The organism is Streptomyces sp. NPDC001750, from assembly GCF_042892615.1.
Lineage (GTDB): Bacteria > Actinomycetota > Actinomycetes > Streptomycetales > Streptomycetaceae > Streptomyces.
Map to the genome: position 1 here is coordinate 378,996 of NZ_JBIAUE010000001.1, position 23,751 is coordinate 402,746.

Below are 23,751 nucleotides of genomic sequence, written 5' to 3' on the forward strand. Positions count from 1 at the left end.
GTAGTTGTGCACCGAAGCGTTATGAGCGGGTGCGCCGGAAGTCATGTCCTGCGCCCTCCCCTTCCGCACGACCGAATCGTTCCCGAGGAACTCCACGTCTCAAGGATGCGGCATCGGCCGTGAAGCGTCACATGCCGTCGGCCCGGCGGACGCGGTCGGCCCGGCGGACACCACCGGTGCGGCGGCGCCCGCCCCGCGCACGGCGGTCCCGGCACCCCGCCCGCCGGAGCGCGGGCGGGGAGACGGTCGACCGCCGGTCACGACCGGCCCTCAGCGGACCAGGCCCCAGCGGAAGCCGAGAGCGACGGCGTGGGCGCGGTCCGAGGCGCCGAGCTTCTTGAACAGACGCCTGGCATGCGTCTTCACCGTGTCCTCGGAGAGGAACAGCTCACGGCCGATCTCGGCGTTCGAGCGACCGTGGCTCATCCCTTCGAGCACCTGGATCTCCCGCGCGGTGAGCGTGGGCGCGGCGCCCATCTCGGCCGACCGCAGCCTGCGCGGAGCGAGCCGCCACGTCGGATCGGCCAGCGCCTGGGTGACGGTGGCCCGCAACTCCGCGCGGGAGGCGTCCTTGTGGAGATAGCCGCGGGCACCGGCGGCGACCGCGAGCGCGACACCGTCCAGGTCCTCGGCGACGGTCAGCATGATGATCCTGGCGCCGGGGTCGGCGGAGAGCAGCCGCCGGACCGTCTCCACACCCCCGAGGCCGGGCATGCGTACGTCCATCAGAATCAGATCCGAACGGTCGGCGCCCCAGCGGCGGAGGACTTCCTCGCCGTTGGCCGCCGTCGTCACGCGCTCGACGCCGGGCACGGTCGCGACCGCGCGACGGAGCGCCTCTCGGGCAAGCGGGGAGTCGTCGCAGACGAGGACGGATGTCATGGCCGCCCTCCGCAGCTGATGCGCGTCACCTTGAGCCTCCAGGCTGTTCACAATTCGTCACCTGAGCGGTTGACGCTCTCGGACATCTGCCCGATCGCTTTTTCTGTCAACCACTTCCGCCCTCTCAACGATGGTCACTCGAAAGAGTTACGGGTTCGACGGCCGGGTTCGGCACTCTACGTGAGGGAGCGTGCACGGAGGAGAGCGACGCGGATCGTCCAGTCATCAACTGGTTTTCCATATGAAGGTATGCCCCATTTAGCGGGTCTTCTTCCCTTTTCCCGGTGTCTGTGGCTAGATTCGCAATCAGTCATATTTACATCTACTTGCACCGTGGATGTACGTGTCATGAGCACCATCAAATAGGCGACACCGGACGACAACGACGTTTCCGACTCAGCATGGTTTGAGGGGACAAGCAATGGCAGATTTCTCCCGCCTTCCCGGACCCAACGCCGATCTGTGGGACTGGCAACTGTTGGCGGCCTGCCGCGGGGTCGACAGCTCGCTGTTCTTCCACCCCGAGGGTGAGCGCGGGGCGGCACGCAGCGCCCGCGAGAACTCGGCGAAAGAGGTCTGCATGCGATGCCCGGTACGCGCGGAGTGCGCGGCACACGCGCTGGCCGTACGGGAGCCCTACGGTGTGTGGGGCGGACTCACCGAGGACGAGCGCGAGGAGCTCATGGGGCGGGCCCGCAATCGTCTGATCGCGGCATCGGCACCGTCGGGCGGCGTTCCGTCCCCGGCGGGGCACGGCTGATCCCGGCGGCCCGCGCGGCCCGTAGGACAAAACGCGGCCCGTAAGACAAAAAAACGTCTCTTCATCACCACCCGACCACCGAGGGAGGCCGGGTCACAGGCAGGCCCCGAGCCGGGTCACGCACGCTTCCGAGCCGCCCGGGCCCCGGTACGGGTCACACGCGCGGCTTCCCGCACCGCGTCACGGGCAGCGCCCGGCCGGCAGGCGGTCACGGGCGGTCCCCCGGTCAGCGGGCGGCCGCCAGGGACAGCCGGTCCAGCGTGGCCGCCACGGCGGGCACCTGCGCCAGGTCGGGGAGGGTCAGGGCGACGATCTCGCGCTCGACGGCCGGTTCGACCGTGACGGTGCGGACCCCCTTGGTGCGTACCGACTCGATCGCCAGTTCCGGCAGCACCGCCACCCCGAGCCCGGCCCCCACCAGGCCCACGACCGCGGGGTAGTCGTCGGTGGCGAAATCGATCCGGGGCGTGAAGCCCGCCTCCTCGCAGACCTCCACCAACTGGCGCCGGCAGCGCGGACAGCCGGCGATCCACGACTCCTCGGCCAGCTCGGCGATGGTGACCGCCCCCGTACCGGACAGCCGGTGCCCCTCGGGGACCAGGCCGATCAGCCGGTCGGCGAGGAGCGGACGCACGACCAGGTCCTCCCATTCGGCGCCCGGAGCGCCGTAGCGGAATGCCAGCGCGATGTCGCAGTCGCCCTCGCGCAACATCTCGACCGAACGCGGCGGCTCGGCCTCGACCAGGGAGACCCGGGTTCCGGGATGGGCCGCGCGCAGTGCCGCGAGGGCCCCGGGCACCAGGGTGGAACTGCCGCTGGGGAACGAGACGAGCCGGACCCGGCCCGCTCGCAGCCCGGCGATCGCGGCGACCTCCTCCTCAGCGGCGGTGAGCCCGGCCAGAATGCCCGAGGCGTGCCGAACGAGGGCCTCGCCCGCCTGCGTGAGTCGCATCTCGCGTCCGGTGCGGATCAGCAGCGTGGTCCCGGCCGAGGACTCCAGGGCCTTCATCTGCTGACTGACCGCGGGCTGTGTGCAGCCCAGTTCGCGGGCCGCGGCGGAGAACGAGCCGGTGGCGGCCACGGCGCGCAGAACACGGAGATGACGGGCTTCGATCACCCCTCAACCATAAGCATCTCTTGGGAGTGGCGCTAATTACCCGGATGCGCCTTTGGGGGCGGGGCGGTTAGCGTTCTCCGTGCGCGCCCGAGACGCGTCCGGTGCGCATCCTGTGCGTGGCCCTGGTGGGGCGGGACGGCGGGGAGCGAAGGCCCGGGGCAGAACAGGCAACCCGGAGCCGAAGAGGCATGGAGAGGCGGCGAGGGGGCGGTGGCAGGCCGATGAAGGTGCTGAGCGTGAACGTGGGACGGCCCAGGATCGTCGCCCACACCGACGCCCCGGGCGGAGCGACCGGCATCGGCAAGCGGCCGGTCGAGGGTCCGGTGCGTGTCCTCGACCCCGGCCCCAAGGGCACCGGCGGCAGCGGCCTGGTCGGGGACGCGGTGTGCGACCTGCGCCATCACGGCGGCTCCGACCAGGCCGTGTACGCCTTCGGCCGCGAGGAGCTGGACGCCTGGGAACGGGAGACCGGCCGCCCGCTGCCCAACGGCTCGTTCGGCGAGAACCTCACGACCAGTGGGGTGGACGTGAACGGCGCGAGGATCGGGGAGCGCTGGAGGATAGGCCCCGACCTGGTGCTGGAGGTCGCGTCGAGCCGGATCCCGTGCCGCACGTTCGCCGGGCACCTCGGAGAGAAGGGCTGGGTCAAGCGGTTCACGCGGGCAGCCGCCCCGGGCGCGTACCTGCGGGTGATCGCGCCGGGCGAGATCCGTGCCGGGGACCCGGTCAAGATCGTGCACCGGCCCGGCCACGACGTCACCGTGCGGATGGAGTTCCAGGCGTCGACGACCCGGCGCGAACTGCTGCCCCGGCTGCTCGCGGCCCGTGACGCGCTGCATCCGGAGACCCTGCGCGCCGCCCTGAAGTACATCGAACAAGGGCACGGGGAGCAGGGTTCGGCGGCCCGGTGAGCAGGGCGCCCGGACGGCGGACCGGACATCGGTCCGGGCGCCGGCCCGGGCGCCGGCACGGACCGCGCGTCCGTGGGCGGCCCGACCCGACCGAGGCGCCGTCCGGGTCACCGTCCGGCCGTGATCCGGCGGGCAGGCACTAACGTGCCGCCCATGACGACTGCACTGATTACGGGCGCGACCGCGGGTATCGGCGCCGCGTTCGCGCGGCGGCTCGCGGCCGACGGGCACAACCTGGTGCTGGTGGCGCGCGACGCCGAGCGACTGCGCGAGCAGGCGACCGAACTGCACGACCGGCACGGCATCGAGGCCGAGGTGCTGCGGGCCGACCTGTCCGAGGACAAGGGGATCGCGACGGTCGAGGAACGCTTGACGGACCGTCAACATCCGGTTGACCTGCTGGTCAACAACGCCGGGTTCGGGAACAAGGGCCGCTACCTGGAAGTGCCCATGGCCGACGAGCTGAACATGCTCAAGGTGCACTGCGAGGCGGTGCTGCGCCTGACCTCGGCCGCCGTGACCGGGATGCGGGAACGCGGACGGGGCGGGGTCGTCAACGTGGCCTCGGTGGCGGCGTTCGTGCCGCGCGGGACGTACGGCGCGTCCAAGGCGTGGGTCGTGCAGTTCACCCAGGGCGCGGCGAAGGACCTGGCCGGTTCGGGGGTGCGGCTGATGGCGCTGTGCCCGGGTTTCGTACGCACGGAGTTCCACCAGCGGGCCGGAATGGGGACCGGCAACATCCCCGGCTGGATGTGGCTGGACGCCGACAAGCTGGTGGCGGCGGCGCTGGCGGACCTGGCGCGCGGCAAGTCCCTGTCGGTGCCGGACCCGCGGTACAAGGCGCTGATGGGGGTCGTGAAGCTGACGCCGCGCGGCCTGCTCGGAGGGGCCGCCTCCAAGACGGGCCGCAAGTACGGACCCCAGTGAGCGAACGGTCCCCCGCGGGCCTGTTACGACCTCGTCCACGATTGTCAGCGGCGTCGCGGCGTCTGGGACCTCCGCCTCCGGCGTTGTCGTCAGTCACCGACGCTCCTTCCCCAAGCTCTCAGCTGCGTTCGAGCAGGGGAGACCCCATCCGACTCCCTCCTCCGCCTTGGATTCGAAGGCCCCAGACGCCGCTCCTTCCCCCCTGCCAATCGTGGACGAGGTCGTTACCGGATCAGCCGACGGCGGGGATCCGGCTGCGCGGTTCCCGGTCACGGGCCTTCCGGGCGCGGGCCTTCCGGGCGCGGGCCTTCCGGGCACGCGGTCGCCCGGCCGGGGGACTCCGTTTCCGGGGAGGGGCCATGTCGGCCCGTCAGGCACCGGAGGGGCGGTGGCCTGACGGGCCGTGTCGTCGGACCGCTGTCCACCGCGCGACGACGCGATCCGGTGCCGGGGCGGCGGGATCCGGTTCCCGGAGGGGTTTCAGCGCACCCCGTGGCCCGCGTAGGCGCCGATGTTCGGGGCGCCGGGCTTCAGCTTGTTGCCGAAGTAGTCCTTGCCGCCGTTGTCCTCGATGACGGCTCCGGCGGCGAGGGCGGGCGATCCCGCGCCGAGGCGGAAGTCGGCCCGCAGCTTCGGGTCGGCCGTGATGCCGCCGGGGTTGGGGCGGGTCATGTCGATGCCGTGGAAGGCGTTGTGGTCGAAGGAGAGCCCGGGCGTCGGGTTCTTGAAGGCGTAGCCTCCGATGCCCTCGCTCACGAAGACGTTGTTGCGGATGGACAGTTCGTGCTGGGTGGTGGCGGGGCTGCCGGCGTCGTCCTGGACGAGGTATCCGGGGATCTGCTCCTTGTTGTGGAAGGTGTTGTTGTAGATCTTCGTGTCGAGGATCGGGCCCCAGCAGTTCTGGATCAGGCGGGCACCGTCGTTCCGGCTGACGTTGTAGCGGGCGACCGTGCCGACGGTCTTGGCGCCGCTGTACGGGCAGATCAGCAGGAAGCCGCCCTTGTTGTCGTGGCTGTTGTTGTACTGGAAGACCGTGTTCCGCGAGGCGCCGTCGGCGTCGAAGGACATCCCGTCGTGGGTGTTCCCGCCGCCCGAGACCTCGTTGTACTCGATGAGCGTGTCGTCGGTGTTGAAGGTCCAGATCCCCGCGTTGGCCGAGGGCGAGCGCAGCTGGAAGCCGTCGATCCGGTTGTGGTCGACGCGCGCTCCGCTGGTGGTGTCGAGCTTCATGCCGTCACCGGCCAGGGACTTCAGCGTGTTGTGGTGGATGCGGACGCCGGTGCTGGGCGTCCACTCCCCGGGGTAGACGTTCGGGTCCTGCTGCTGGCCGACCAGATCGCGCTTGGAGAAGGTCGACTTGAAGTAGATGCCCTCGCGGTCGACGTCCTCGATGCGGTTGTGCGCGATGTCCAGGCCGTCGTACCAGCTGGCCCTCGCGGTTCCCTCGACGGCGATCTGGATCGCGCTGGAGCCCGTGAGCGTCTTGTAGTCGCCACCGCGCACGTCGTGGATGTAGAGCCCGGAGACGACGAAGCCGCGGGCGACACCGTAGTCGGTGAGGCGCAGGCGGACGCCGTTGCGCTCGCTGCCGGGGTTGTCGGCGTTGGTGATCTCCAGCGCCTTGAGGTGCACGTACTGCGTGTTGGCGAGCAGGACGACGTCGTGGGCGCCCGCCCCGTCGAGCTTGGCACGGTCCGGGGCGTTGCCGTAGTCGGCGATGGTGAACGGGGAACGGGCGGAACCGGCGCCCTCGGGGGCGAGGGTGCCGGTGCAGGTGGCGCCGCGCTTGAAGAGCAGCCGGTCACCGGGGCCGTAGGTGTGCGCATTGGCCTCGGCCAGCGTGGTCCACGGATGCTGCCTGCTGCCGGTGGCACCGGCCGGATCGGCGGCGCAGTCGACGTGGTAGGTACGGCCGTTGGGCGCGGCCTGCGCGGCGCCCTGGCCGACGACGGTCAGGCCGGCGACCGTCAGGGCCGCGAGCGCGGCAGCGGTGACACGATGACTCACAATTCCTCCGTACGAACTGTCAAGATCGGACGATCGGTTGGGAACGGACGATCGGTTGGGAACGGGGCCGGGCGAACGGTCAGGTCGAATGAACGGTCGGGACGAACGGTCGAGGTCGGGGCGAATGACCGAGGGTGAATGATCGAGGACGGACGATCGAGGGCGGGCGAATGATCAGGTCCGGATCGAGGCCGGGCCGGGTCCGGGAACGGAACGGAGCGGGTCGACGGTCGGTGGAGCCGGGCAGGGCGAACCGGCGCCACCGGACAACCGGGCTCGGACCTGCCGGAATCCCGGACTCGGACTGCCCGGAATCCTGGACTCGGATTGATCGAACGTCAATGGATCGCGTTTGAATGATCGAAACTCCCATCGTTCGATCACGTTGGTCTAGGGTCGGACAACGGCTCCGGCACCGGCAGGTCCGGAGATCGGGCCACAACACTGCGAGGGGACTGCCGCCGTGCGCGAAAGTGCTGCTGAACGTCATGACCGCCTGCTGGCCCTGGTCCGGGAACGGGGCTCGGCCCGGGTCTCGGACCTGGCCGCACAGCTGGGGGTCTCCCCCGTCACCGCGCGCCGGGACGTGGAGGAGCTGGCCGGCCGGGGCCTGCTCGACCGGGTGCACGGTTCGGTGTCCTGGCCGCGCGACGCCGCCCCTGCCCCCGCCGCAGGGACCGGGGGCAACGGCCTCGTCCTGGGCATGCTCGCGCCCTCGTCGACGTACTACTTCGCCGAGGTGATCCGCGGCGCCCACGAGGCCGCCGCCCGGGCGGGCGCCCGGCTGATCCTGCGGATCTCCGACTACCGCCCGCAGGAGGACCAGGCCCGCACCGAGGGCCTGCTCGCCGCGGGCGCCGAGGGGCTGCTGATCGCGCCGGGCTGGCAGCACCCCGGCGACCCCGCCGCCTTCGGCGACTGGATCGCCTCGCTGCCGGTGCCGACCGTCCTGCTGGAACGCAGGCCCGCCGCGGGCTCCCCGCTCGACGGCCTGGACCGGGTCTGCTCGGACCACGCGTACGGAGTGCTGCTCGCCATGCGCCACCTGGTGGGTCTCGGACACGGGGCGCCGCTGCTGATGGCCCGCGCCGACTCCCCGACCGCCGTGGCGGTGCGGTCCGGGTACGCGGAGGCCCTCGACGTGCTCGGGCTGCGCCCGCCGCAGGACGTGATCGACTCCGTCCCCGCCGAACTCGCGCCGGAGGCCTTCGAGGAGGCCGTGCAGGCGCTGCGCGAGGCGGTGACCTCGGGAGTGGCGACGGCGGCGCTGGTCCACAACGACGTGGACGCGATCCAGGTGATGCAGCGCCTGGCCGAGCTGCACGTGCGGGTGCCGGACGACCTGGCGCTGATCGCCTACGACGACGAGGTCGCGGGGCTCGCGGACACCCCGCTCACGGCGGTGGCGCCGCCCAAGCGCGACGTGGGCCGCCACGCGACGGAACTGCTGGTGGAACGGCTCGGCCGGAGTTCGGGCACGCCCCGGCGGCACCTGACACTGCTGCCGCAGCTGAGGGTCCGGGACTCCTGCGGGGCCTCGCTCTCGGAGACGTAGGAACGACGACGTAGGAACGACGACGTAGGAGACGCGGAAACGACGACACGGCGGACCCGGCGGACACGAACACGAGGCGGAAGGCCGAGGGACGGGAGACGGCGGGCGGGTGTTCCCCCGCCCTTCACCCGTTCGTAGCACACGGCGTTCCGCCCGCTTCGACACGTAATGTATCTGATCTTTTTTCGATCAATCGCTCTTTCGCTCTTGACTTCGGTCACGGCTGGTCGAAAGATCTCGGCCAACGCCAATGTCGTCGCCTGTTCAGGAGTCTCGCTGTGAGCCGCAGTTCGAGCAGAACGTCCCTCGCCGTCGTCGGCGCCGCCACCGCCCTCGCCTTTCTCACGGCCTGTGGCGGCAACGGTGACGACAGTTCCGCCTCCGGAAGCGACGGGAAGCCCGTCAGCATCACCTTCTGGGGCTGGGCCAAGGGGTCCAAGGAGGTCGTTGACGCGTTCAACGCCTCGCACAAGAACATCAAGGTGGTCTACGAGGAGATCCCGTCCGGCAACGCCGGCGGCTACGCCAAGATCTCCAACGCGGTGAAGGCGGGCAACGCCCCCGACCTGGTCTCCATCGAGTACCCGCAGCTCCCGGAGTACGTCAGCCAGGGCGCGCTCCAGGACATCGGGAAGTACTTCACCGACGACATCAAGAAGAAGCTGCTCCCCCAGGCCGTGGAACTGACCACGCTGGGCGGGAAGAGCTGGGCCGTCCCGTTCGACGCGTCCCCGCAGGCCTTCTACTACCGCAAGGACCTGTTCGAGAAGTACGGCGTCGAGGTCCCCAAGACCTGGGACGACTTCCGCAAGGCCTCCGAGAAGATCAAGAAGGCCGACAAGAAGGCCCGGATCGGCACCTTCTTCCCCGACGACCCGACCACGTTCCAGGCGATGGCCTGGCAGGCCGGCGCCCAGTGGTACAAGCCCGAGGGCGACACCTGGAAGGTCAGCACGACCGACGCCGCCACCAACAAGGTCGCAGACTACTGGCAGGGCATGCTCGACGACGACCTGATCCGCTCGAACGCCTCGTTCAGCCCCGAGTGGACCAACTCGCTCAAGAGCGGCGGCACCGTCGGCTACCTCGGCGCGGCCTGGGGTGCGGGCGTCCTCAAGGGCACCCTGCCCGAGCAGAGCGGCAAGTGGGCCGTCGCCCCGATGCCCAGCTGGGACGGCAAGCCGGCCAGCGGCATGCTCGGCGGCTCCACCTTCGCGGTGACCAAGAACAGCAAGAAGGCCGAGGCCGCGGTCGAGTTCGCCACCTGGATGTCGACCACCGAGGAAGGCATCAAGGCCCGCATCGAGTCCGGCACCTCCAGCGCCTTCCCGGCCGCTTCGGAGCTGCGCCCGGTCGCGAAGAAGGCGTTCGACGCCGGCTACTACGGCGGCGAGGACATCTACCAGGTGTTCGAGGGCGCCGCGGCGTCGATCGGCCAGAACTGGAACTGGGGCCCGACGACCGGCACCACGAACACCACCATGAAGGACCAGTTCGGCAAGGTCGCCAGCGGCTCCACCACCATCAAGGACGCCGTGAAGGCCGGGCACGACGCCACGGTCGCCGAGCTGAAGAAGCGCGGTCTGAAGGTCGAGGACGCAGGCTGATGAAACACGCCCGGACGACCAGAGCCGCCGCCATCCTGCTGGGGCCCTTCTTCGTACTGTTCACCGTGGCCATGGTGCTGCCGATCGGATACGCGGTCTGGCTCAGCCTGTTCACCGAGAAGCAGTCCGGCCTGGGCTTCGGCGGCACCGAGACCGTCTTCAGCGGACTCGACAACTACACGGCGGCCCTGGGCGACCGGGCGTTCCGCGAGGGCTTCGGCGTACTCCTCGGATACTGCCTGTTCTACATTCCGCTGCTGCTCATCGGGGCCCTCGCCCTCGCCCTCCTGCTGGACTCCGCGCTGGCCCGCGCCCGCCGCTTCTTCCAGCTCGCGCTCTTCCTGCCGCACGCCGTGCCCGGCATCATCGCCGCGCTGATCTGGGTCTACCTCTACACGCCCCAGCTCAGCCCGGTCGTCAGCGCGATGGAGTCCGGCGGACTCAGCTTCGACTTCTTCTCGCCCGAAGGCGCCCTCCCCTCCGTCGTGAACATCGCCCTGTGGGAGTGGCTCGGCTACAACATGGTGATCTTCTACGCCGCCCTGCAGGCCATCGACCGTTCCGTCCTCGAAGCGGCGACGGTCGACGGGGCCGGTGCCTGGCGCATCGCGGTCGGCATCAAGGTGCCGCTGATCCGCGCCTCGGTCGTGATGGTCGCCCTGTTCACGGTCATCGGCTCGCTCCAGCTGTTCACCGAGCCGCTGATCCTCAACAAGGGGACCGGCTCCGCCGTCACCTCCACCTGGACGCCGAACATGTACGCGTACACCGCGGCCTTCGAGCGCAACGACTACGGTCTCGCCGCGGCCGCGTCCATCCTGCTGGCGCTCACGGCCGCGCTGCTGTCCTTCGTCGTCACCCGCTTCACCGGCCGGAAGGGCAAGAAAGCATGAACTCCCCCGCCTCCCGCGGCCGCTGGATGTCGAAGACCGCGGTCAACGGCTTCCTCCTGCTCGCCGTCGTCTACATGCTCTTCCCCCTCGTCTGGCTGGTCACCGCCGCCACGAAGGACACCGGCGACCTGCTCGCGGGCAACGCGTTCTCCTTCCAGGGCTTCAACCTCGGCGAGAACCTGTCGAACCTGGCCTCCTACGGCGACGGCATCTACTTCCGCTGGTACCTCAACAGCCTCCTGTACGCGGGCATCGGCGCACTCGTCTGCTCGCTGATCTGCGTGGCCGCCGGATACGCCTTCGACAAGTACGAGTTCCGCGGCAAGGAGAAGCTGTTCGGACTCGTGCTGATGGGCGTGCTCGTTCCGACGACCGCCCTCGCCCTGCCGATGTACCTGCTGGCCTCCAAGACCGGCCTGGTCAACACCTACTGGTCGGTGCTGATCCCGGTGCTCGTCAACCCGTTCGGCGTGTACCTCGCCCGGGTGTTCAGCACCGGCTACATACCGAACGAGGCCCTGGAGGCCGCCCGTATCGACGGCGCCGGTGAGCTGCGCGTCTTCTGGTCCATCGGACTGCGCATGATCATGCCTGGCTTCGTGACCGTCTTCCTCTTCCAGTTCACCGCGATCTGGAACAACTTCTTCCTCCCCCTGGTGATGCTCTCGGACCGCAAGCTGTTCCCGCTGAGCCTCGGCCTGTACTCCTGGAACACCAACACCCACGGCGAGCCGAGCTTCTACCCGCTCGTCGTCACCGGTTCGCTCCTGGCCGTCATCCCGCTGATCGTCGCCTTCGTCTCGCTCCAACGGCACTGGAAGGCCGGTATGACCGCTGGCAGCGTCAAGTGACCCTTCCCACGAGCCCCCCACGAGCCCCGAGGAGTACGGGTACCACCATGACCCACGCCACTGACAACCGGCCGACGGCCCTGCTCGCGATGGGTCCGGGCATCGCCGACCGTCTGCTCGCCGACCGCCACCGCGCCCGGCTGGCCGCCCTCACCCGCACCGACCCGTACCTGGTCGCCCACGACCTGACCGATCCGTCGCCCGAGGTGGCCGCCGCGTTCGCCGAGGCGGAGGTGCTGTTCACCTGCTGGGACGCGACCCCGCTGACCGCCGAGGTACTGGCCGCGGCCCCCCGGCTGCGGGCTGTCGTGCACGCGGCCGGTTCCGTGAAGCACCACATCACCGACGCCTGCTGGGAACGCGGCATCGCCGTCACCTCCGCCGCCGGGGCCAACGCGCTGCCGGTCGCCGAGTTCACGCTCGCCGCGATCCTCTTCGCGAACAAGCGCGTCCTGCACTCCGCCGACCGCTACCGCGCCCTGCGCGCCGAGCACGACTGGCTCGCGGAACTCGGCGGCTCCGGCAACTACCGCCGCACCGTCGGCGTCATCGGTGCCTCCCGCATCGGCCGGCGCGTCATCGAGCTGCTGCGCCCCTTCGACCTGGACGTCCTGCTGTACGACCCGTACGTGGACGAGGCGGAGGCGGCCCGGCTCGGCGTACGGCTCACCTCGCTCGACGAGCTGTGCGCGGGCAGTTCGGTGGTCTCGGTGCACGCACCGCAACTCCCGGAGACGCATCACCTGATCGGCGCGGCGCAACTGTCGGCCATGGCGACCGGGACCACGCTGATCAACACGGCGCGCGGTTCGCTGGTCGACGAGGAGGCGTTGCTGCCGGAGCTGGTGTCGGGGCGGCTGCACGCGGTGCTGGACGTGACGGATCCCGAACTCCCGCCCGCCGACTCGCCGTTGTACGAGCTGCCGAACGTCCTGCTCACCCCGCACGTGGCGGGTTCGCTCGGCGGTGAGCTGCACCGGATGGCCGACCAGGCGCTGGACGAGCTGGAACGGTACACGCAGGGGAAGCCGTTCGCGGACCCGGTCCGCGCGGGGGTGCTGACCCGGTCGGCGTGACCGCCCGCGGCGCGGCTCCGCCGCCCGCTCCTCCCACGGTCCGTGGCCCCTCGGCCACGGGCCGTCCGCGTGTCCACGTGTCCGGGGCCCGGGATCCGGTGCCCGCACCTCGTACGGCGCACGGCCGCCCGGACCCGCACACAGGCCGAGGCCCGGTATCCCGCGACGGGACACCGGGCCTCGGTGGCTGATGCCGGGGTTACGCGTCAGTGCGCGTGGCCGTGGCCGCCGTGACCGGCCTCGGCCTCCTCCTCGGCCGGCTTCTCGACGACCAGGGTCTCGGTCGTGAGCAGCAGCGACGCGATGGACGCGGCGTTCTCCAGCGCGGAGCGGGTGACCTTGACCGGGTCGATGACGCCGGCCTTCACCAGGTCGCCGTACTCGCCGGTCGCGGCGTTGAAGCCCTGGCCCTTGTCGAGGTCGGCGACCTTGGAGGTGATGACGTAACCCTCCAGGCCGGCGTTCTCGGCGATCCAGCGCAGCGGCTCGACGGCGGCGCGGCGCACGACCGCGACACCCGTGGCCTCGTCGCCGGTCTTGCCGAGGTTGCCCTCCAGGACCTTGACGGCGTGGACCAGAGCGGAGCCACCACCGGAGACGATGCCCTCCTCGACCGCGGCGCGGGTCGCGGAGATGGCGTCCTCCAGACGGTGCTTCTTCTCCTTGAGCTCCACCTCGGTGGCGGCACCGACGCGGATCACGCACACGCCGCCGGCCAGCTTCGCGAGGCGCTCCTGGAGCTTCTCGCGGTCCCAGTCGGAGTCCGTGGCCTCGATCTCGGCCTTGATCTGGTTGACCCGGCCCTTGACGTCGCCGGGCTCGCCGCCGCCGTCCACGATCGTGGTGTCGTCCTTGGTGACGGTGACGCGGCGGGCGGTGCCCAGCACGTCCAGACCGGCCTGGTCGAGCTTGAGGCCGACCTCCTCGGCGATGACGGTCGCACCGGTGAGGGTGGCGATGTCGCCGAGCATGGCCTTGCGGCGGTCACCGAAGCCGGGGGCCTTCACGGCGACGGCGTTGAAGGTGCCGCGGATCTTGTTGACGACGAGGGTCGACAGCGCCTCGCCCTCGACGTCCTCGGCGATGATCAGCAGCGGCTTGGAGCCACCGGCCTGGATGACCTTCTCCAGCAGCGGGAGCAGCTCCTGGATGGCGCCGATCTTGCCCTGGTGGATCAGGATGTACGGGTCGTCGAGGACGGCCTCCATACGCTCCTGGTCGGTCACCATGTACGGCGACAGGTAGCCCTTGTCGAAGGCCATGCCCTCGGTGAAGTCGAGGTCCAGACCGAAGGTGTTGGACTCCTCGACGGTGATGACACCGTCCTTGCCGACCTTGTCCATCGCGTCCGCGATGAGCTCGCCGACCTGCGGGTCCTGCGCGGAGAGCGCGGCCACGGCGGCGATGTCGGACTTGTCGTCGATCGGGCGGGCGGTCGCGAGGAGGTCCTCGGACACGGCCTTGACCGCCGCGTCGATGCCCTTCTTCAGGGCGGCCGGGGAGGCGCCGGCGGCGACGTTGCGCAGACCCTCGCGGACCAGCGCCTGGGCCAGCACGGTGGCGGTGGTCGTGCCGTCACCCGCGATGTCGTTGGTCTTGGTCGCGACCTCCTTCACCAGCTGGGCACCGAGGTTCTCGTACGGGTCCTCGATCTCGACCTCGCGCGCGATGGTGACACCGTCGTTGGTGATGGTGGGGGCACCGAACTTCTTGTCGATGACGACGTTGCGGCCCTTGGGGCCGATCGTCACCTTGACCGTGTCGGCAAGCTTGTTGACGCCGCGCTCGAGGGCGCGACGGGCGTCCTCGTCGAACTTCAGGATCTTCGCCATGGGAGCTGAGCTTTCCTCTCGAACGAACCGCGCCCCCGGCCGCCCGGCTGATCACAACGCACGGGGCCAGGGGCGCGGAACGGAAGCAGACGTGGGTGAATTACTTCTCGATGATCGCGAGCACGTCGCGAGCCGAGAGGACGAGGTACTCCTCGCTGTTGTACTTCACCTCGGTACCGCCGTACTTGCTGTACAGCACGATGTCGCCGGTCTTGACGTCGAGCGGAAGGCGCTCGCCGTTCTCGAAGCGGCCCGGGCCCACGGCCAGGACGACGCCCTCCTGGGGCTTCTCCTTGGCGGTGTCCGGGATGACCAGGCCGGAGGCCGTGGTCTGCTCGGCGTCGAGCGGCTGGACCACAATGCGGTCTTCGAGCGGCTTGATCGCAACCTTGGTGCTGGCGGTCGACACGATCCGGTCTCCCCCTTCGGAGATCTCACGGGGTTAAGAGTCTGTGTGTGGCGACCAGGTGGATCCGTCGTCGCGGGTGCCGGACCTGCCAGTCGCACAGTACTGCTGGCACTCTCCATCGGTGAGTGCCAGCACCGAGACTATGACCGCGATTAGCACTCGGTCAAGCGGAGTGCCAATTCAGCCAGTCGTGGCGTCCGGACTTCCCCGTCGGCCCGGGGTGCCGAGGCGCCTGCTGGCCCCGGAGGAGTGATCTGCGCGGTCGCCGCCGTCCACATCGCCTTCTCGCGCCGGAACGCCGCCGAACGGAACCGACGACTCCGCCGCCGATGGACGGGACGCCCGCCCTCGTCCACCGCGGGCTCACGGTCCTGATCCGCCTGCCGGCCGTGCCGCTGATCCGGCGAAAATGGCCCTGGGCGGGCGCGATCCAGCTGTCGGCCGCGCTCCTGCTGTGCGTCGCGACGGTGCCGGCCCGGCACGAGGACTGCCGGCGCTCGCACCCGGAGCCGGTGCCCACCCCGGCGCGCGGTCCTGGCCGGTCCGGCCACCCGTGCCTCAGCGGCGACGACAGCGGCGAGTGCCGGGACTCGGGTGGCCGAGGGCAGACCGTCGGCGCGCCCGACCGCCCGCGCTCGGCACTCCCGTGCACCGACCGCGCGCACCCGGCCGTCGCCGTCAGCGGCGCGCCCGCCCCGCCCGTCCGGCGCCTCTTGCACGTCTCGTACGCCTCGCACGTCCCGTACGCGCCCTCCCGCGCGGCTCGTGCGCGGCCCTCCGGTCATACGTAGTCCTCCAGACGGGCCACCGCGTACCCCTGGTCCGTGATCGTCTTCATGACGGCGCGGACCAGTTCGGTCATGTCGGCGCCCCATTCGTTCCGGCCCCGGAAGTGCGTGAGGATGATGTCGCCGGGGCGCAGCTTCCCGTCCCCCTCGCGCCATTCCATGTGGTCCGGGAACGCCTCCGCGTTCCAGAGCGGCACGGCCTTGATCCCGCAGGACTTCGCGATGCGCAGCGTGTCCCCGTTGTAGTTGCCGTACGGCGGACGGAAGAGGACGGGCCGCTTCCCGAACTGCTTCTCGATGATGTCCTGCTGACCGCAGATCTCGCGCTTCTGCTCCTCGTACGAGAGCCCGGGGAGGTAGGGGTGGCTGAGGGTGTGGTTGTTGAGGCCGACGCCGAGCCGTTGCGCCTCGCCGAAGTACCCGTAGTCTCCGCGCACCTCGTGGTCGGTGAGGAACGCGCTGTACGGGATGTCCAGTTCGTCCATCATCCGCAGCAGTTCGGGGTCCTTCTCCGCACCGTCGTCCATGGTCAGGAACACCACCCGGTCCTTGGTCGGGACGGTGGTGAAGACCGGCGGCAGGGAGGCGTCGCCGCCCGTGACCTCGAAGCCCCTCCGGGTGGTGATGCGCGGCTTGGCGGCGGGCGGGGGCGCGATCAGGGGCGCGCGGGCCAGCCCCCATTTCTTGGCGAGGGCGGCCCGTACGGCCGGGGCGAGCTTCGCGTTCTCGCGCGCCCCGGCGGGGGCGCCGCGGTCGGCCGGGGCTCCGGCCCCTCCGTGGTATCCCGGTCCGCCGGGCTGCCCGGGGGGCGGTTCGGTGGGCAGCCCGGGAAAGGGGCCCATGGACGCACCGGTCCGGTGCCCGGGGCCGGTGTCCGCCCGATCCGCGGGCCCGGAGGCGCACCCCGAACCGACCGCGGCGACCAGGAGTGCGGCCAGGACCGCGCGGGTCGGCCGACGCCCTGCGGAGCCCGGCCCGCGGGACGCGCACGGGCCCGATTCACACGCCGTCATGGCTCATCCTTCCCTCCGTCGCATTAGTCGTATAAATGACGTGGCGTTGCATGCTGCCAGCTCACGAAGGGCGCTCCGGCCCGACACCACCTCCGGCCCCACCGGTCGACCCGACTGGCTCACAATGGGGCGGGTGAACGCTCTCGCCCCGAACGACCCGGCCGGTTCGCCCGACCCGGCAGGACCGAACAACTCGAATGCCCCATTCGGCGCCGACGCCACGTCCGGCGCGGACATCCCGGAAGGCACGGACGCCCCGTCCGGGGCCGACGCCACGTCCGGGACCGGTGACGCCTCCGGCGCCGACGGTCCGCTCGCCGCATTCCGGGCCCTGCGCACTCCCGAGGGAACGGCTCTGCTGGACGAACTGCGGTCCTACGACCCCGCCCAGGAGCTGGCCACCGCCACCCGGCTGCGCCGCACGCACCCGCCCGCCCTGGTGTCGGCGGCGCTGGGGCAGGCACGGCTGCGGCAGCGGGCGGTGGCGAAGTTCGGTGCCGCGGACGCGTACCGGATGTTCTTCACGCCGAACGGTGTCGAGCAGGCGACCCGTACGTCGGTGGCCACGCACCGGGCCCGGCGGTTCGCCGAGGCGGGCGGGGTGCGGAGCCTCGCGGACCTCTGCTGCGGGATCGGCGGCGACGCGATCGCGTTCGCGCGGGCGGGCATCCGGGTCCTCGCCGTGGACCGCGACCCGCTGACCGCCGAGGTGGCCCGCGCCAACGCCGCCGCGCTCGGTCTGGCGGACCTGATCGAGGTGCGGTGCGCCGATGTGACCGAGGTCGACGCCTCGGGGTACGACGCGGTCTTCGTCGACCCGGCCCGGCGCGGCGGCCGGGGCCGGATCTTCGACCCCGAGGCGTACTCGCCGCCGCTCTCCTGGGCGACCGGTGCCGCGCTGCGGGCCCCCCGCGCCGCACTGAAGATCGCCCCCGGCATCCCGCACGAGGCGATCCCGGAGCGGGCGGAGGCCGAGTGGATCTCGGACGGCGGCGATGTGAAGGAGGCGGTGCTCTGGTTCGGCGAGGGCTTCACGGCCGGTTCGTACCGCGCCACCGTGCTCCCGGCCGGGGCCGGTCTGTGGTCGGCGGCCCCGCCGCCCGCCCCGCCGGTCGGCCCGGTCGGGCGCTATCTGTACGAGCCGGACGGCGCCGTGATCCGCGCCCATCTGGTCGCCGACGTGGTGGCGCGGTGCGACGGGCGGCTGATCGACGAGACCATCGCGTACGTCACGAGCGACCGGCCGTACGCGTCCCCGTACACCTCCGGGTACGAGATCACCGATCGGCTGCCGTTCAACATGAAGAAGCTGAAGGCGCTGCTGCGGGAGCGGGAGGTGGGCGTCCTGACGGTGAAGAAGCGCGGCTCGGCCGTCGAACCGGAGGAGCTGCGCCGCCGGATGAAGCTCCGGGGACCGAACGCCGCCACGGTGTTCCTGACCCGGGTGGCCGGGGCGCCGACGATGCTGATCGGCCGGCCGCTGACCTGACCGGCGCCGACCGGCCCACCGGTCGGGGACGGGCCGCCGGCCGGCCGCTGACCCGTCCCCGGCCCGGGGCCCCGTCCGGACTTGCCTCGCTGGTCCGCCCGGCCCTCGAAGAGGCCGGGCGCCGGACGCGTCGGGCCGGACCGCGGTCAGTGGTGCGCGGGTCAGCGGTGCGCGCCGCCGCCGGTGGAGAACAGCGGCTGCGGGGCGGGCGCCCCGGCCAGTACCCGCATCACCCAGCGGCGGTGGGTGAACGCCTTGACGAGGCCGATCAGTCCGGTGATCCAGGCGATCATCCCGAGCCCCATGACCAGGGTGACCAGCCCGTAGGACTCCTGGACCGCCTCCTCGGCCGCCGGGAACGCGAAGCACATGTACAGCCCGAGCGCGCACAGCGCGTAGGACAGCAGCAGCCACACCAGGGCCGTCCCCGGCATCCGCAGCCCCGCGTCCCGGGCCGGGTCGCGCCCCAACTCGCCCCAGGATACGAGCAGTCGACGGATGTCACGGTCGCGGCGCAGCCCGACGGCGACGAGCACGACGGCGGGCACCACGCAGCAGACGCCCATGACGACGAGGATCAGCGCGAGCACGGCGCTGAAGAAGTCGGAGGTCTGCTCGAACGCGGTCATCGCCGCACCCACCAGCGACCAGCCGAGCGCGCAGAGCACGGCCCACAGCCACAGCAGCGCCAGCCGCCCCAACGACATGTGCCGTCTCACCAGCTCCGCGAGCACCCCGGCCCGGTCGGCGAGCATCGCCTCATGGCCGGGCCAGGCACGTATCTCCACGGGCGGCGGGGGCGGCGGCAGTTGGGTGCGCAATGACATGGACCCGACCCTATCGAGCGCGGACCACCGCTTCCGCGCAACGTGCGATGCGCGGGGACCGCCCCGGTGCCATGCTGGAGAGGGACAGACGGAGGTTCCTGATGGGGTTCTACGCCGAACGGATCGTGCCCCGGATCGTCGACGTGGTCGGCGGGATGAAGACGACGGAACCGCTGCGGAGCCGGGTCTGCGAGGGCCTGTACGGCGAGATCGTCGAGATCGGCTTCGGCTCCGGGCGCAATGTGCCGTTCTACCCGGACACCGTCACGGGCGTGGCCGCGATCGAGCCGTCCGACCTCGGCTGGCGCCTCGCCCGCGACCGCGTCCACGCGGGACTCACTCCGGTGCGGCGCGCCGGGCTGGACAGTCGGTACCTGCCGTTCGACGACGAGACCTTCGACGGCGCCCTGTCCACCTGGACGCTGTGCACGATCCCGGACGCCGACGCGGCGCTGCGCGAGGTGCGGCGGGTCCTGAAGCCCGGCGGAACCCTGCACTTCCTGGAGCACGGACTGGCGCCCGAGGAGGACGAGGACGTGCGCCGCCTGCAGCACCGCCTCGACCCGCTGGAGCGGCGGCTCTTCGGGGGCTGCCGTCTGACCCGGCCGATCGCCGGGATGGTGACGGCCGCGGGCTTCACGATCACCGACCTCGACGTGTTCTACGAGAAGGGCGCGCCGAGGGCGATGGGCGCCGCCTCGCTGGGCGTGGCCGTGCGCTGATCGGGCGCCGCGCACCGAACGGACGCCGCCTGCCGAACGGGCCCGATCGTGCGTCGACCGGTCTGCCGGACAGGCACGACCGTGCGCCGAACGGGCGCCGCGGACAGGAGCGTCATCGGTCGAGCCGTGCCGCGCGGTCGAGCAGCAGCGCGCGTTCCCGTTCGTTGCGGGTCAGTCCGGCGGCCCGTACGAACTCCGCGCGTGCCTCGTCCGTACGGCCCGCGCCGGCCAGCAGGTCCCCGCGGACGCTCGGCAGCAGGTGGTAGTCCCGGAGCGCGCGGTCGTCGGCGAGGGCGTCGACGAGGGCGAGCCCGGCCTCCGGACCCCGTGCCCTCGACACCGCCACGGCCCGGTTCAGCTCGACGACCGGCGACGGCGCGATCGCGGCGAGGCGGTCGTAGAGGCCCGCGATGGTGGCCCAGTCCGTGTCCTCGTACCGTGTCGCCCCGGCATGGCACGCGGCGATCGCGGCCTGTACGGCGTACGGGCCGAGTCCGGTGCCCGCCGCCCGTGTCAGGGCCACGGACCGTTCCAGGGCGGCGATGCCGCGCCGGATCAGGAGCTGGTCCCAGCGGGCCCGGTTCTGGTCGGCGAGCAGCACCGGCGCGCCGTCGGGTCCGGTCCTGGCCGTCCCCCGCGACGCCTGGAGCTCCAGCAGCGCGACCAGGCCGTGGACCTCGGGCTCGTCCTCCGTCAGGGCCGCGAGCACCCGGGCCAGCCGCAGCGCGTCCTCGCACAGCGCCGGACGCAGCCAGTCGTCACCGGCCGTCGCCGCGTAGCCCTCGTTGAAGATCAGGTAGATGACTTCGAGCACCGAGCCGAGGCGTACGGCGCGGTCCGCTCCGTACGGCACCTCGAACGGGACGCCCTCACGGCCCAGGGTCCGTTTCGCTCGGACGACGCGCTGGGCGACGGTCGCTTCGGGCACCAGGAACGCGCGGGCGATCTCCTCGGTGGTGAGTCCGCCGAGCAGCCTCAGTGTGAGGGCGACACGGGCCGGAGTGGCGAGCACCGGATGGCAGGCGGTGAAGATCAGCCGGAGCAGGTCGTCGTCGATGTCGTCGGCTTCCGCGAGTTCGGGCGGCGGCACGTCCTCCAGGGCCCGCCCCACCTCGGCGAGCTTGCGCGCGTAGGTCTCCTTGCGGCGTACCAGATCGATGGCGCGGCGTTTCGCCGTGGTCATGAGCCAGGCGCCCGGCCGGTCCGGGACGCCCGAGTCCGGCCACTGCTCCAGGGCGGCCACCAGGGCGTCCTGTGCGATCTCCTCGGCGATGCCCACGTCCCGCACGATGCGGGTGACACCCGCGACGATCCGCGCGGACTCGATCCTGAAGACCGCTTCGATCGCCGTCGCCGTGCTCCCCACCGTCACGATCCGCATTCGATCAGCCGGGCGGCCGGGCGGCAAGTCCGGCGGGCCGTCCCGGTCCCGGTGCCGACGCGGGGTCGGCGACGGGACCGGGGACGGTACCCGCACCGCGACCGGTGCCGGTACCAAAACCGCCACCGGCACCGGTCAGGCGCCCGGGGGCTCCTCGATCTGACGGACCTCGCAGGTGATGCTCCACTCCTCCGGGTGCACCTGCAGGAACCGCCGGGCCCATTCCAGGGCCTCCGCCTTGTCCTTGGTCTGGAGGATGGCGTAGCCGCCGACGACCTCCTTGGTCTCGGTGAAGGGGCCGTCGGTGGCGCTGAGCCGGCCACCGGACCAGGTGAGCCTGGTCCCCTCGGAGGTCGGGGTGAGCCCGGCCGTCTCCAGCATGACCCCGGCCTTGGTGATCTCCTCGAACAGGGCCTTCATCCGCTCCTCGACCTCCGGGCCCGGACGCCCGGAGGTCTGCTCGTCGAGACGGATCAGCGACATGAAGCGCGGCATGGTGACTCCTCGGTCGGAAGGGGCGGGGCCGTTCCCCGCCTCTCACCCCTGCGTCGAACGGGAGACGGCCGGATCGACATCCGCTCCGGAATTCTTCCGGGAATTTTCTCCGGCGACGACCGGAGCGGTCCGTTCCGGTCGTGGCAGCAGCAGGAGGGCGGCCGGCGCCGCCGCCGCGAGCAGCCTCGCGCAGACCCAGAACGCCGCCGTGTAGCCGGCCGCCAGGTCGGCCGGGCGCCGCCCGTCGCCGGCGACCCGGGCGGCGACGGGACCAGGACGGCGAGCCCCAGCGAGCTGCCCACCTGGCGGGAGCTGTTCAGCAGCCCGGAGGGGCCATGCCGGTCTCCACGATCGTCCACGACGTCCCCTCTCGTTCGTGCTCCCGTCCCGCCGTTAATTAATATACGCGTATAGAAAATAATCACGGCGCGGGCGGGGGCGGCGGACGCGTGCGGGCACGGCGGGCCCGGGCGGGGGACAATGCCGGGGTGCCAGGGACAGAAGAGACACCGGAGCCGGGAACGGCCCCCGGAACAGCGAAGAAGCGAACGGGCGGCGCACGGCGAAGGACCGGGAGGAGTCCGGCCGACGGGCAGGAGACGCAGACCGGCGGCAAGAGCTCGGCGAGCGGGAAGCCCCCGGCCGACGGGACGACCCCGGCCGGCGCGAGCGGGACGACGGGCAGGCAGGACGCGACGGGCGGGCAGCGGGCGGCGGGGAAACGTTCGGTCGGACGGCCCCGCAGGCTCGACCCGGACGCGATGGTCGCCACCGCGCGCCGGATCATCGAGGAAGAGGGCGTCGCCGCCCTGAGCATGCGACGGGTGGCGAAGGAGCTCGGCTCCACCCCGATGGCGCTCTACCACTACGTGCGGGACAAGGACGAGCTGCTGATGCTCACCCTGTCGGGCGCCTCGGACACCTTCCCCCGCCCCGAGCTGCCCGAGGACCCGCGCGAGCGGCTGCTCGCCGTGGCGGTCCACATGCACGACGTCCTAGCGCGCGTCCCCTGGGTGCTGGACGTCCTGGCGCTGGGCGAACTCACCGACAAGAACGCGCTGTGGATGGTCGAGGAGATCATCGACTGCGCCGTCGCGTGCGGCCTCTCCCCCGCCCGGTCGGTGCGTGCGTACCGGACGATCTGGTGCTACGTCTACGCCGACCTGGTCTTCCGCAGGGCGGCCGAGCGCCGTGCCGAACGCCGCGTCGAGAGTCCGCCCAGCATGCGGTACTTCCCCGAGATGATCAGCGAGGACGACGCCGCGACGCTGCCCCGGCTCACCGCGCTCAAGGACCGCTGGCGGGAGTACGCCGCGGACTACCGGGTGGCCGAGGAACTCGACGCGATCATCGAAGGGCTGCTCCGCCACGAGCCCCGTACCGGCTGACCGGCCGCGAACCGGCCGAACCGGCCTGCGGCACGGGCCCGGTCCTCCGCCCGCGCGCCCGGTCGGCCCGGGAGGGGCCTGCGTGTCGCGATTCCGCCAGCGCCCCGGGGTGCGGCCCGCCAAGACTGGGTTCCATGACCGCGTACACAGCTCTCCCCATCCACCCCGACGCGCTCGGGGAACTCCGCGTCACCGACGACTCCGGCCGGCCGTCGCGCCCGTACACCGCGCGCGAGGACGGTGTTCCGCTCGACTGTGTGGGAAGTCCCCTGCGCTGCTGTCTGCGGCCCGTCGAACCGGGCGAGCGGGTGGCGCTCGTCTCGTACGCGCCGCTGCGGCGCTGGGCCTCGGCGACGGGCGGCGAGCCCGGCGCGTACGACGAGGCGGGCCCGGTGTTCATCCACGCCGAGGCGTGCGAGGGGCCGCGGGACGCCCCCGGCTACCCGTTCGTGCGGCCGGGCGCCCTGCGCACCATCCGCCGCTACGACGCCGCGGGACGCATCGTCGGGGGCCGTCTCCTCGAAATCCCCGAGAACGCCGAGAAGGCGTTCGACCGCGCCTTCGACGAGGCGTTCGCCGACCCGGAGGTGGCGCTGGTGCACGTCCGCGCCGTCGAGTACGGCTGCTTCCAGTTCGAGGTGCGGCGCCCGTGAGCCACGCGGGCCGCCGCCCGCCGCTCCGCTCAGAGCCCGTCGGGTGACCTTCGGCCGGAAAGCGGACGCGACATGGTGCGTGCGACTCCAAGGCGCCGGGATGTCCTGTAGCGGCGCTACCAGGACATCCCGGCAACGCCGGAAGCGTGCGTGCCAGGGCGTGGCCGC

The 23,751-nt window shown here is 71.5% G+C and carries 22 protein-coding genes; 13 read left to right on the forward strand and 9 right to left on the reverse strand.

What is annotated here, in order from left to right:
- Positions 1–270 precede the first annotated feature (270 nt).
- Positions 271–882 carry a response regulator transcription factor gene (locus ACFYY6_RS01625; RefSeq protein ID WP_003948568.1) on the reverse strand — a complete coding sequence of 204 codons (612 nt, stop codon included), beginning with the start codon at positions 880–882 and terminating at the stop codon, positions 271–273.
- A 421-nt stretch (positions 883–1,303) separates the two neighbouring features.
- On the opposite strand from ACFYY6_RS01625, the gene ACFYY6_RS01630 reads away from it, so the two are divergent.
- Complete coding sequence (locus ACFYY6_RS01630; protein WP_073786897.1) at positions 1,304–1,642, forward strand: WhiB family transcriptional regulator; 339 nt, start codon at positions 1,304–1,306, stop codon at positions 1,640–1,642.
- 226 nt (positions 1,643–1,868) lie between these two features.
- On the opposite strand, the gene ACFYY6_RS01635 is transcribed toward ACFYY6_RS01630, so the two are convergent.
- Entirely contained in the window at positions 1,869–2,759 is an 891-nt protein-coding gene (locus ACFYY6_RS01635) for a LysR family transcriptional regulator (protein ID WP_351629419.1), read from the reverse strand.
- 221 nt (positions 2,760–2,980) lie between these two features.
- On the opposite strand from ACFYY6_RS01635, the gene ACFYY6_RS01640 reads away from it, so the two are divergent.
- Together ACFYY6_RS01640 and ACFYY6_RS01645 are read left to right on the forward strand one after the other, a co-directional pair.
- Positions 2,981–3,670 carry an MOSC domain-containing protein gene (locus ACFYY6_RS01640; protein WP_386608685.1) on the forward strand — a complete coding sequence of 230 codons (690 nt, stop codon included), beginning with the start codon at positions 2,981–2,983 and terminating at the stop codon, positions 3,668–3,670.
- 153 nt (positions 3,671–3,823) lie between these two features.
- Positions 3,824–4,597, forward strand: a complete 774-nt coding sequence (locus ACFYY6_RS01645) for an SDR family oxidoreductase (protein WP_351521618.1) — start codon at positions 3,824–3,826, stop codon at positions 4,595–4,597.
- Positions 4,598–5,077: 480 nt separating this feature from the next.
- Here the strand turns inward: ACFYY6_RS01645 and ACFYY6_RS01650 are convergent, their stop codons facing one another.
- A complete protein-coding gene (locus ACFYY6_RS01650; RefSeq protein WP_351519238.1) occupies positions 5,078–6,604 on the reverse strand; it encodes a right-handed parallel beta-helix repeat-containing protein in 1,527 nt (508 codons plus the stop codon).
- Positions 6,605–7,067: 463 nt separating this feature from the next.
- On the opposite strand from ACFYY6_RS01650, the gene ACFYY6_RS01655 reads away from it, so the two are divergent.
- The 5 genes from ACFYY6_RS01655 to ACFYY6_RS01675 all read left to right on the forward strand — a co-directional run bounded on the left by ACFYY6_RS01655 (position 7,068) and on the right by ACFYY6_RS01675 (position 12,586).
- Positions 7,068–8,159: a substrate-binding domain-containing protein gene (locus ACFYY6_RS01655; protein WP_351519240.1), complete on the forward strand. Its 1,092-nt coding sequence runs from the start codon at positions 7,068–7,070 to the stop codon at positions 8,157–8,159.
- A gap of 278 nt (positions 8,160–8,437) precedes the next feature.
- Positions 8,438–9,766, forward strand: coding sequence for an ABC transporter substrate-binding protein (locus ACFYY6_RS01660; protein ID WP_389191242.1), 1,329 nt, complete (start codon positions 8,438–8,440; stop codon positions 9,764–9,766).
- Positions 9,766–10,659, forward strand: a complete 894-nt coding sequence (locus tag ACFYY6_RS01665; protein ID WP_351519243.1) for a sugar ABC transporter permease — start codon at positions 9,766–9,768, stop codon at positions 10,657–10,659. Before ACFYY6_RS01660 ends, ACFYY6_RS01665 begins: the two co-directional genes overlap by 1 nt.
- Positions 10,656–11,510 (forward strand): carbohydrate ABC transporter permease, encoded by an 855-nt coding sequence (locus ACFYY6_RS01670; RefSeq protein WP_351519244.1) that lies wholly within the window; start codon positions 10,656–10,658, stop codon positions 11,508–11,510. Before ACFYY6_RS01665 ends, ACFYY6_RS01670 begins: the two co-directional genes overlap by 4 nt.
- 47 nt (positions 11,511–11,557) lie before the next feature.
- Positions 11,558–12,586 (forward strand): hydroxyacid dehydrogenase, encoded by a 1,029-nt coding sequence (locus ACFYY6_RS01675; RefSeq protein ID WP_389191245.1) that lies wholly within the window; start codon positions 11,558–11,560, stop codon positions 12,584–12,586.
- A 206-nt stretch (positions 12,587–12,792) separates the two neighbouring features.
- Here ACFYY6_RS01675 and groL read toward each other — a convergent pair whose 3' ends face one another.
- The gene (gene groL / locus ACFYY6_RS01680) at positions 12,793–14,418 is read right to left on the reverse strand and encodes a chaperonin GroEL (protein ID WP_073786879.1); all 1,626 of its coding nucleotides are present in this window, start codon (positions 14,416–14,418) and stop codon (positions 12,793–12,795) included.
- 100 nt (positions 14,419–14,518) lie between these two features.
- Positions 14,519–14,827 carry a co-chaperone GroES gene (gene groES / locus ACFYY6_RS01685; protein WP_073786877.1) on the reverse strand — a complete coding sequence of 103 codons (309 nt, stop codon included), beginning with the start codon at positions 14,825–14,827 and terminating at the stop codon, positions 14,519–14,521.
- 254 nt (positions 14,828–15,081) lie between these two features.
- Here groES and ACFYY6_RS01690 point away from each other — a divergent pair, with 254 nt between their 5' ends.
- Positions 15,082–15,618, forward strand: coding sequence for a DUF6234 family protein (locus ACFYY6_RS01690; protein WP_389191460.1), 537 nt, complete (start codon positions 15,082–15,084; stop codon positions 15,616–15,618).
- Here ACFYY6_RS01690 and ACFYY6_RS01695 read toward each other — a convergent pair.
- A complete protein-coding gene (locus ACFYY6_RS01695; RefSeq protein WP_388648512.1) occupies positions 15,609–16,457 on the reverse strand; it encodes a polysaccharide deacetylase family protein in 849 nt (282 codons plus the stop codon). The two genes, ACFYY6_RS01690 and ACFYY6_RS01695, sit on opposite strands and share 10 nt — an antisense overlap.
- A 502-nt stretch (positions 16,458–16,959) precedes the next feature.
- Between ACFYY6_RS01695 and ACFYY6_RS01700 the strand changes: the two genes are divergently transcribed.
- On the forward strand, positions 16,960–18,117 hold the full coding sequence (locus tag ACFYY6_RS01700; protein ID WP_351519296.1) for a methyltransferase domain-containing protein: 1,158 nt from the start codon (positions 16,960–16,962) through the stop codon (positions 18,115–18,117).
- A 161-nt stretch (positions 18,118–18,278) separates the two neighbouring features.
- Here ACFYY6_RS01700 and ACFYY6_RS01705 read toward each other — a convergent pair whose 3' ends face one another.
- Positions 18,279–18,944 carry a hypothetical protein gene (locus ACFYY6_RS01705; protein ID WP_389191248.1) on the reverse strand — a complete coding sequence of 222 codons (666 nt, stop codon included), beginning with the start codon at positions 18,942–18,944 and terminating at the stop codon, positions 18,279–18,281.
- 101 nt (positions 18,945–19,045) lie between these two features.
- Between ACFYY6_RS01705 and ACFYY6_RS01710 the strand changes: the two genes are divergently transcribed.
- The gene (locus ACFYY6_RS01710) at positions 19,046–19,666 is read left to right on the forward strand and encodes a class I SAM-dependent methyltransferase (RefSeq protein ID WP_389191251.1); all 621 of its coding nucleotides are present in this window, start codon (positions 19,046–19,048) and stop codon (positions 19,664–19,666) included.
- A gap of 112 nt (positions 19,667–19,778) precedes the next feature.
- Here the strand turns inward: ACFYY6_RS01710 and ACFYY6_RS01715 are convergent, their stop codons facing one another.
- Together ACFYY6_RS01715 and ACFYY6_RS01720 are read right to left on the reverse strand one after the other, a co-directional pair.
- Positions 19,779–21,047 carry an RNA polymerase sigma factor gene (locus tag ACFYY6_RS01715; protein ID WP_386608689.1) on the reverse strand — a complete coding sequence of 423 codons (1,269 nt, stop codon included), beginning with the start codon at positions 21,045–21,047 and terminating at the stop codon, positions 19,779–19,781.
- A gap of 135 nt (positions 21,048–21,182) precedes the next feature.
- The gene (locus tag ACFYY6_RS01720; protein WP_351629441.1) at positions 21,183–21,542 is read right to left on the reverse strand and encodes a YciI family protein; all 360 of its coding nucleotides are present in this window, start codon (positions 21,540–21,542) and stop codon (positions 21,183–21,185) included.
- A gap of 488 nt (positions 21,543–22,030) precedes the next feature.
- Between ACFYY6_RS01720 and ACFYY6_RS01725 the strand changes: the two genes are divergently transcribed.
- Both ACFYY6_RS01725 and ACFYY6_RS01730 read left to right on the forward strand, forming a co-directional pair.
- Positions 22,031–22,930, forward strand: a complete 900-nt coding sequence (locus tag ACFYY6_RS01725) for a TetR/AcrR family transcriptional regulator (protein ID WP_351519254.1) — start codon at positions 22,031–22,033, stop codon at positions 22,928–22,930.
- A gap of 134 nt (positions 22,931–23,064) precedes the next feature.
- Positions 23,065–23,583 (forward strand): DUF1203 domain-containing protein, encoded by a 519-nt coding sequence (locus tag ACFYY6_RS01730; RefSeq protein WP_351519255.1) that lies wholly within the window; start codon positions 23,065–23,067, stop codon positions 23,581–23,583.
- Positions 23,584–23,751: the final 168 nt, after the last annotated feature.

Coding starts and splice junctions, on each gene's coding strand:
- ACFYY6_RS01730 (WP_351519255.1), top strand. CDS start 23,065: ATGACCGCGTACACAGCTCTCCCCATCCACCCCGACGCGCTCGGGGAA.
- ACFYY6_RS01675 (WP_389191245.1), top strand. CDS start 11,558: ATGACCCACGCCACTGACAACCGGCCGACGGCCCTGCTCGCGATGGGT.
- ACFYY6_RS01670 (WP_351519244.1), top strand. CDS start 10,656: ATGAACTCCCCCGCCTCCCGCGGCCGCTGGATGTCGAAGACCGCGGTC.
- ACFYY6_RS01630 (WP_073786897.1), top strand. CDS start 1,304: ATGGCAGATTTCTCCCGCCTTCCCGGACCCAACGCCGATCTGTGGGAC.
- ACFYY6_RS01710 (WP_389191251.1), top strand. CDS start 19,046: ATGGGGTTCTACGCCGAACGGATCGTGCCCCGGATCGTCGACGTGGTC.
- ACFYY6_RS01720 (WP_351629441.1), bottom strand. CDS start 21,542: ATGCCGCGCTTCATGTCGCTGATCCGTCTCGACGAGCAGACCTCCGGG.
- ACFYY6_RS01705 (WP_389191248.1), bottom strand. CDS start 18,944: ATGTCATTGCGCACCCAACTGCCGCCGCCCCCGCCGCCCGTGGAGATA.
- ACFYY6_RS01640 (WP_386608685.1), top strand. CDS start 2,981: ATGAAGGTGCTGAGCGTGAACGTGGGACGGCCCAGGATCGTCGCCCAC.
- ACFYY6_RS01695 (WP_388648512.1), bottom strand. CDS start 16,457: ATGGGCCCCTTTCCCGGGCTGCCCACCGAACCGCCCCCCGGGCAGCCC.
- ACFYY6_RS01665 (WP_351519243.1), top strand. CDS start 9,766: ATGAAACACGCCCGGACGACCAGAGCCGCCGCCATCCTGCTGGGGCCC.
- ACFYY6_RS01645 (WP_351521618.1), top strand. CDS start 3,824: ATGACGACTGCACTGATTACGGGCGCGACCGCGGGTATCGGCGCCGCG.
- groL (WP_073786879.1), bottom strand. CDS start 14,418: ATGGCGAAGATCCTGAAGTTCGACGAGGACGCCCGTCGCGCCCTCGAG.
- ACFYY6_RS01715 (WP_386608689.1), bottom strand. CDS start 21,047: ATGCGGATCGTGACGGTGGGGAGCACGGCGACGGCGATCGAAGCGGTC.
- ACFYY6_RS01625 (WP_003948568.1), bottom strand. CDS start 882: ATGACATCCGTCCTCGTCTGCGACGACTCCCCGCTTGCCCGAGAGGCG.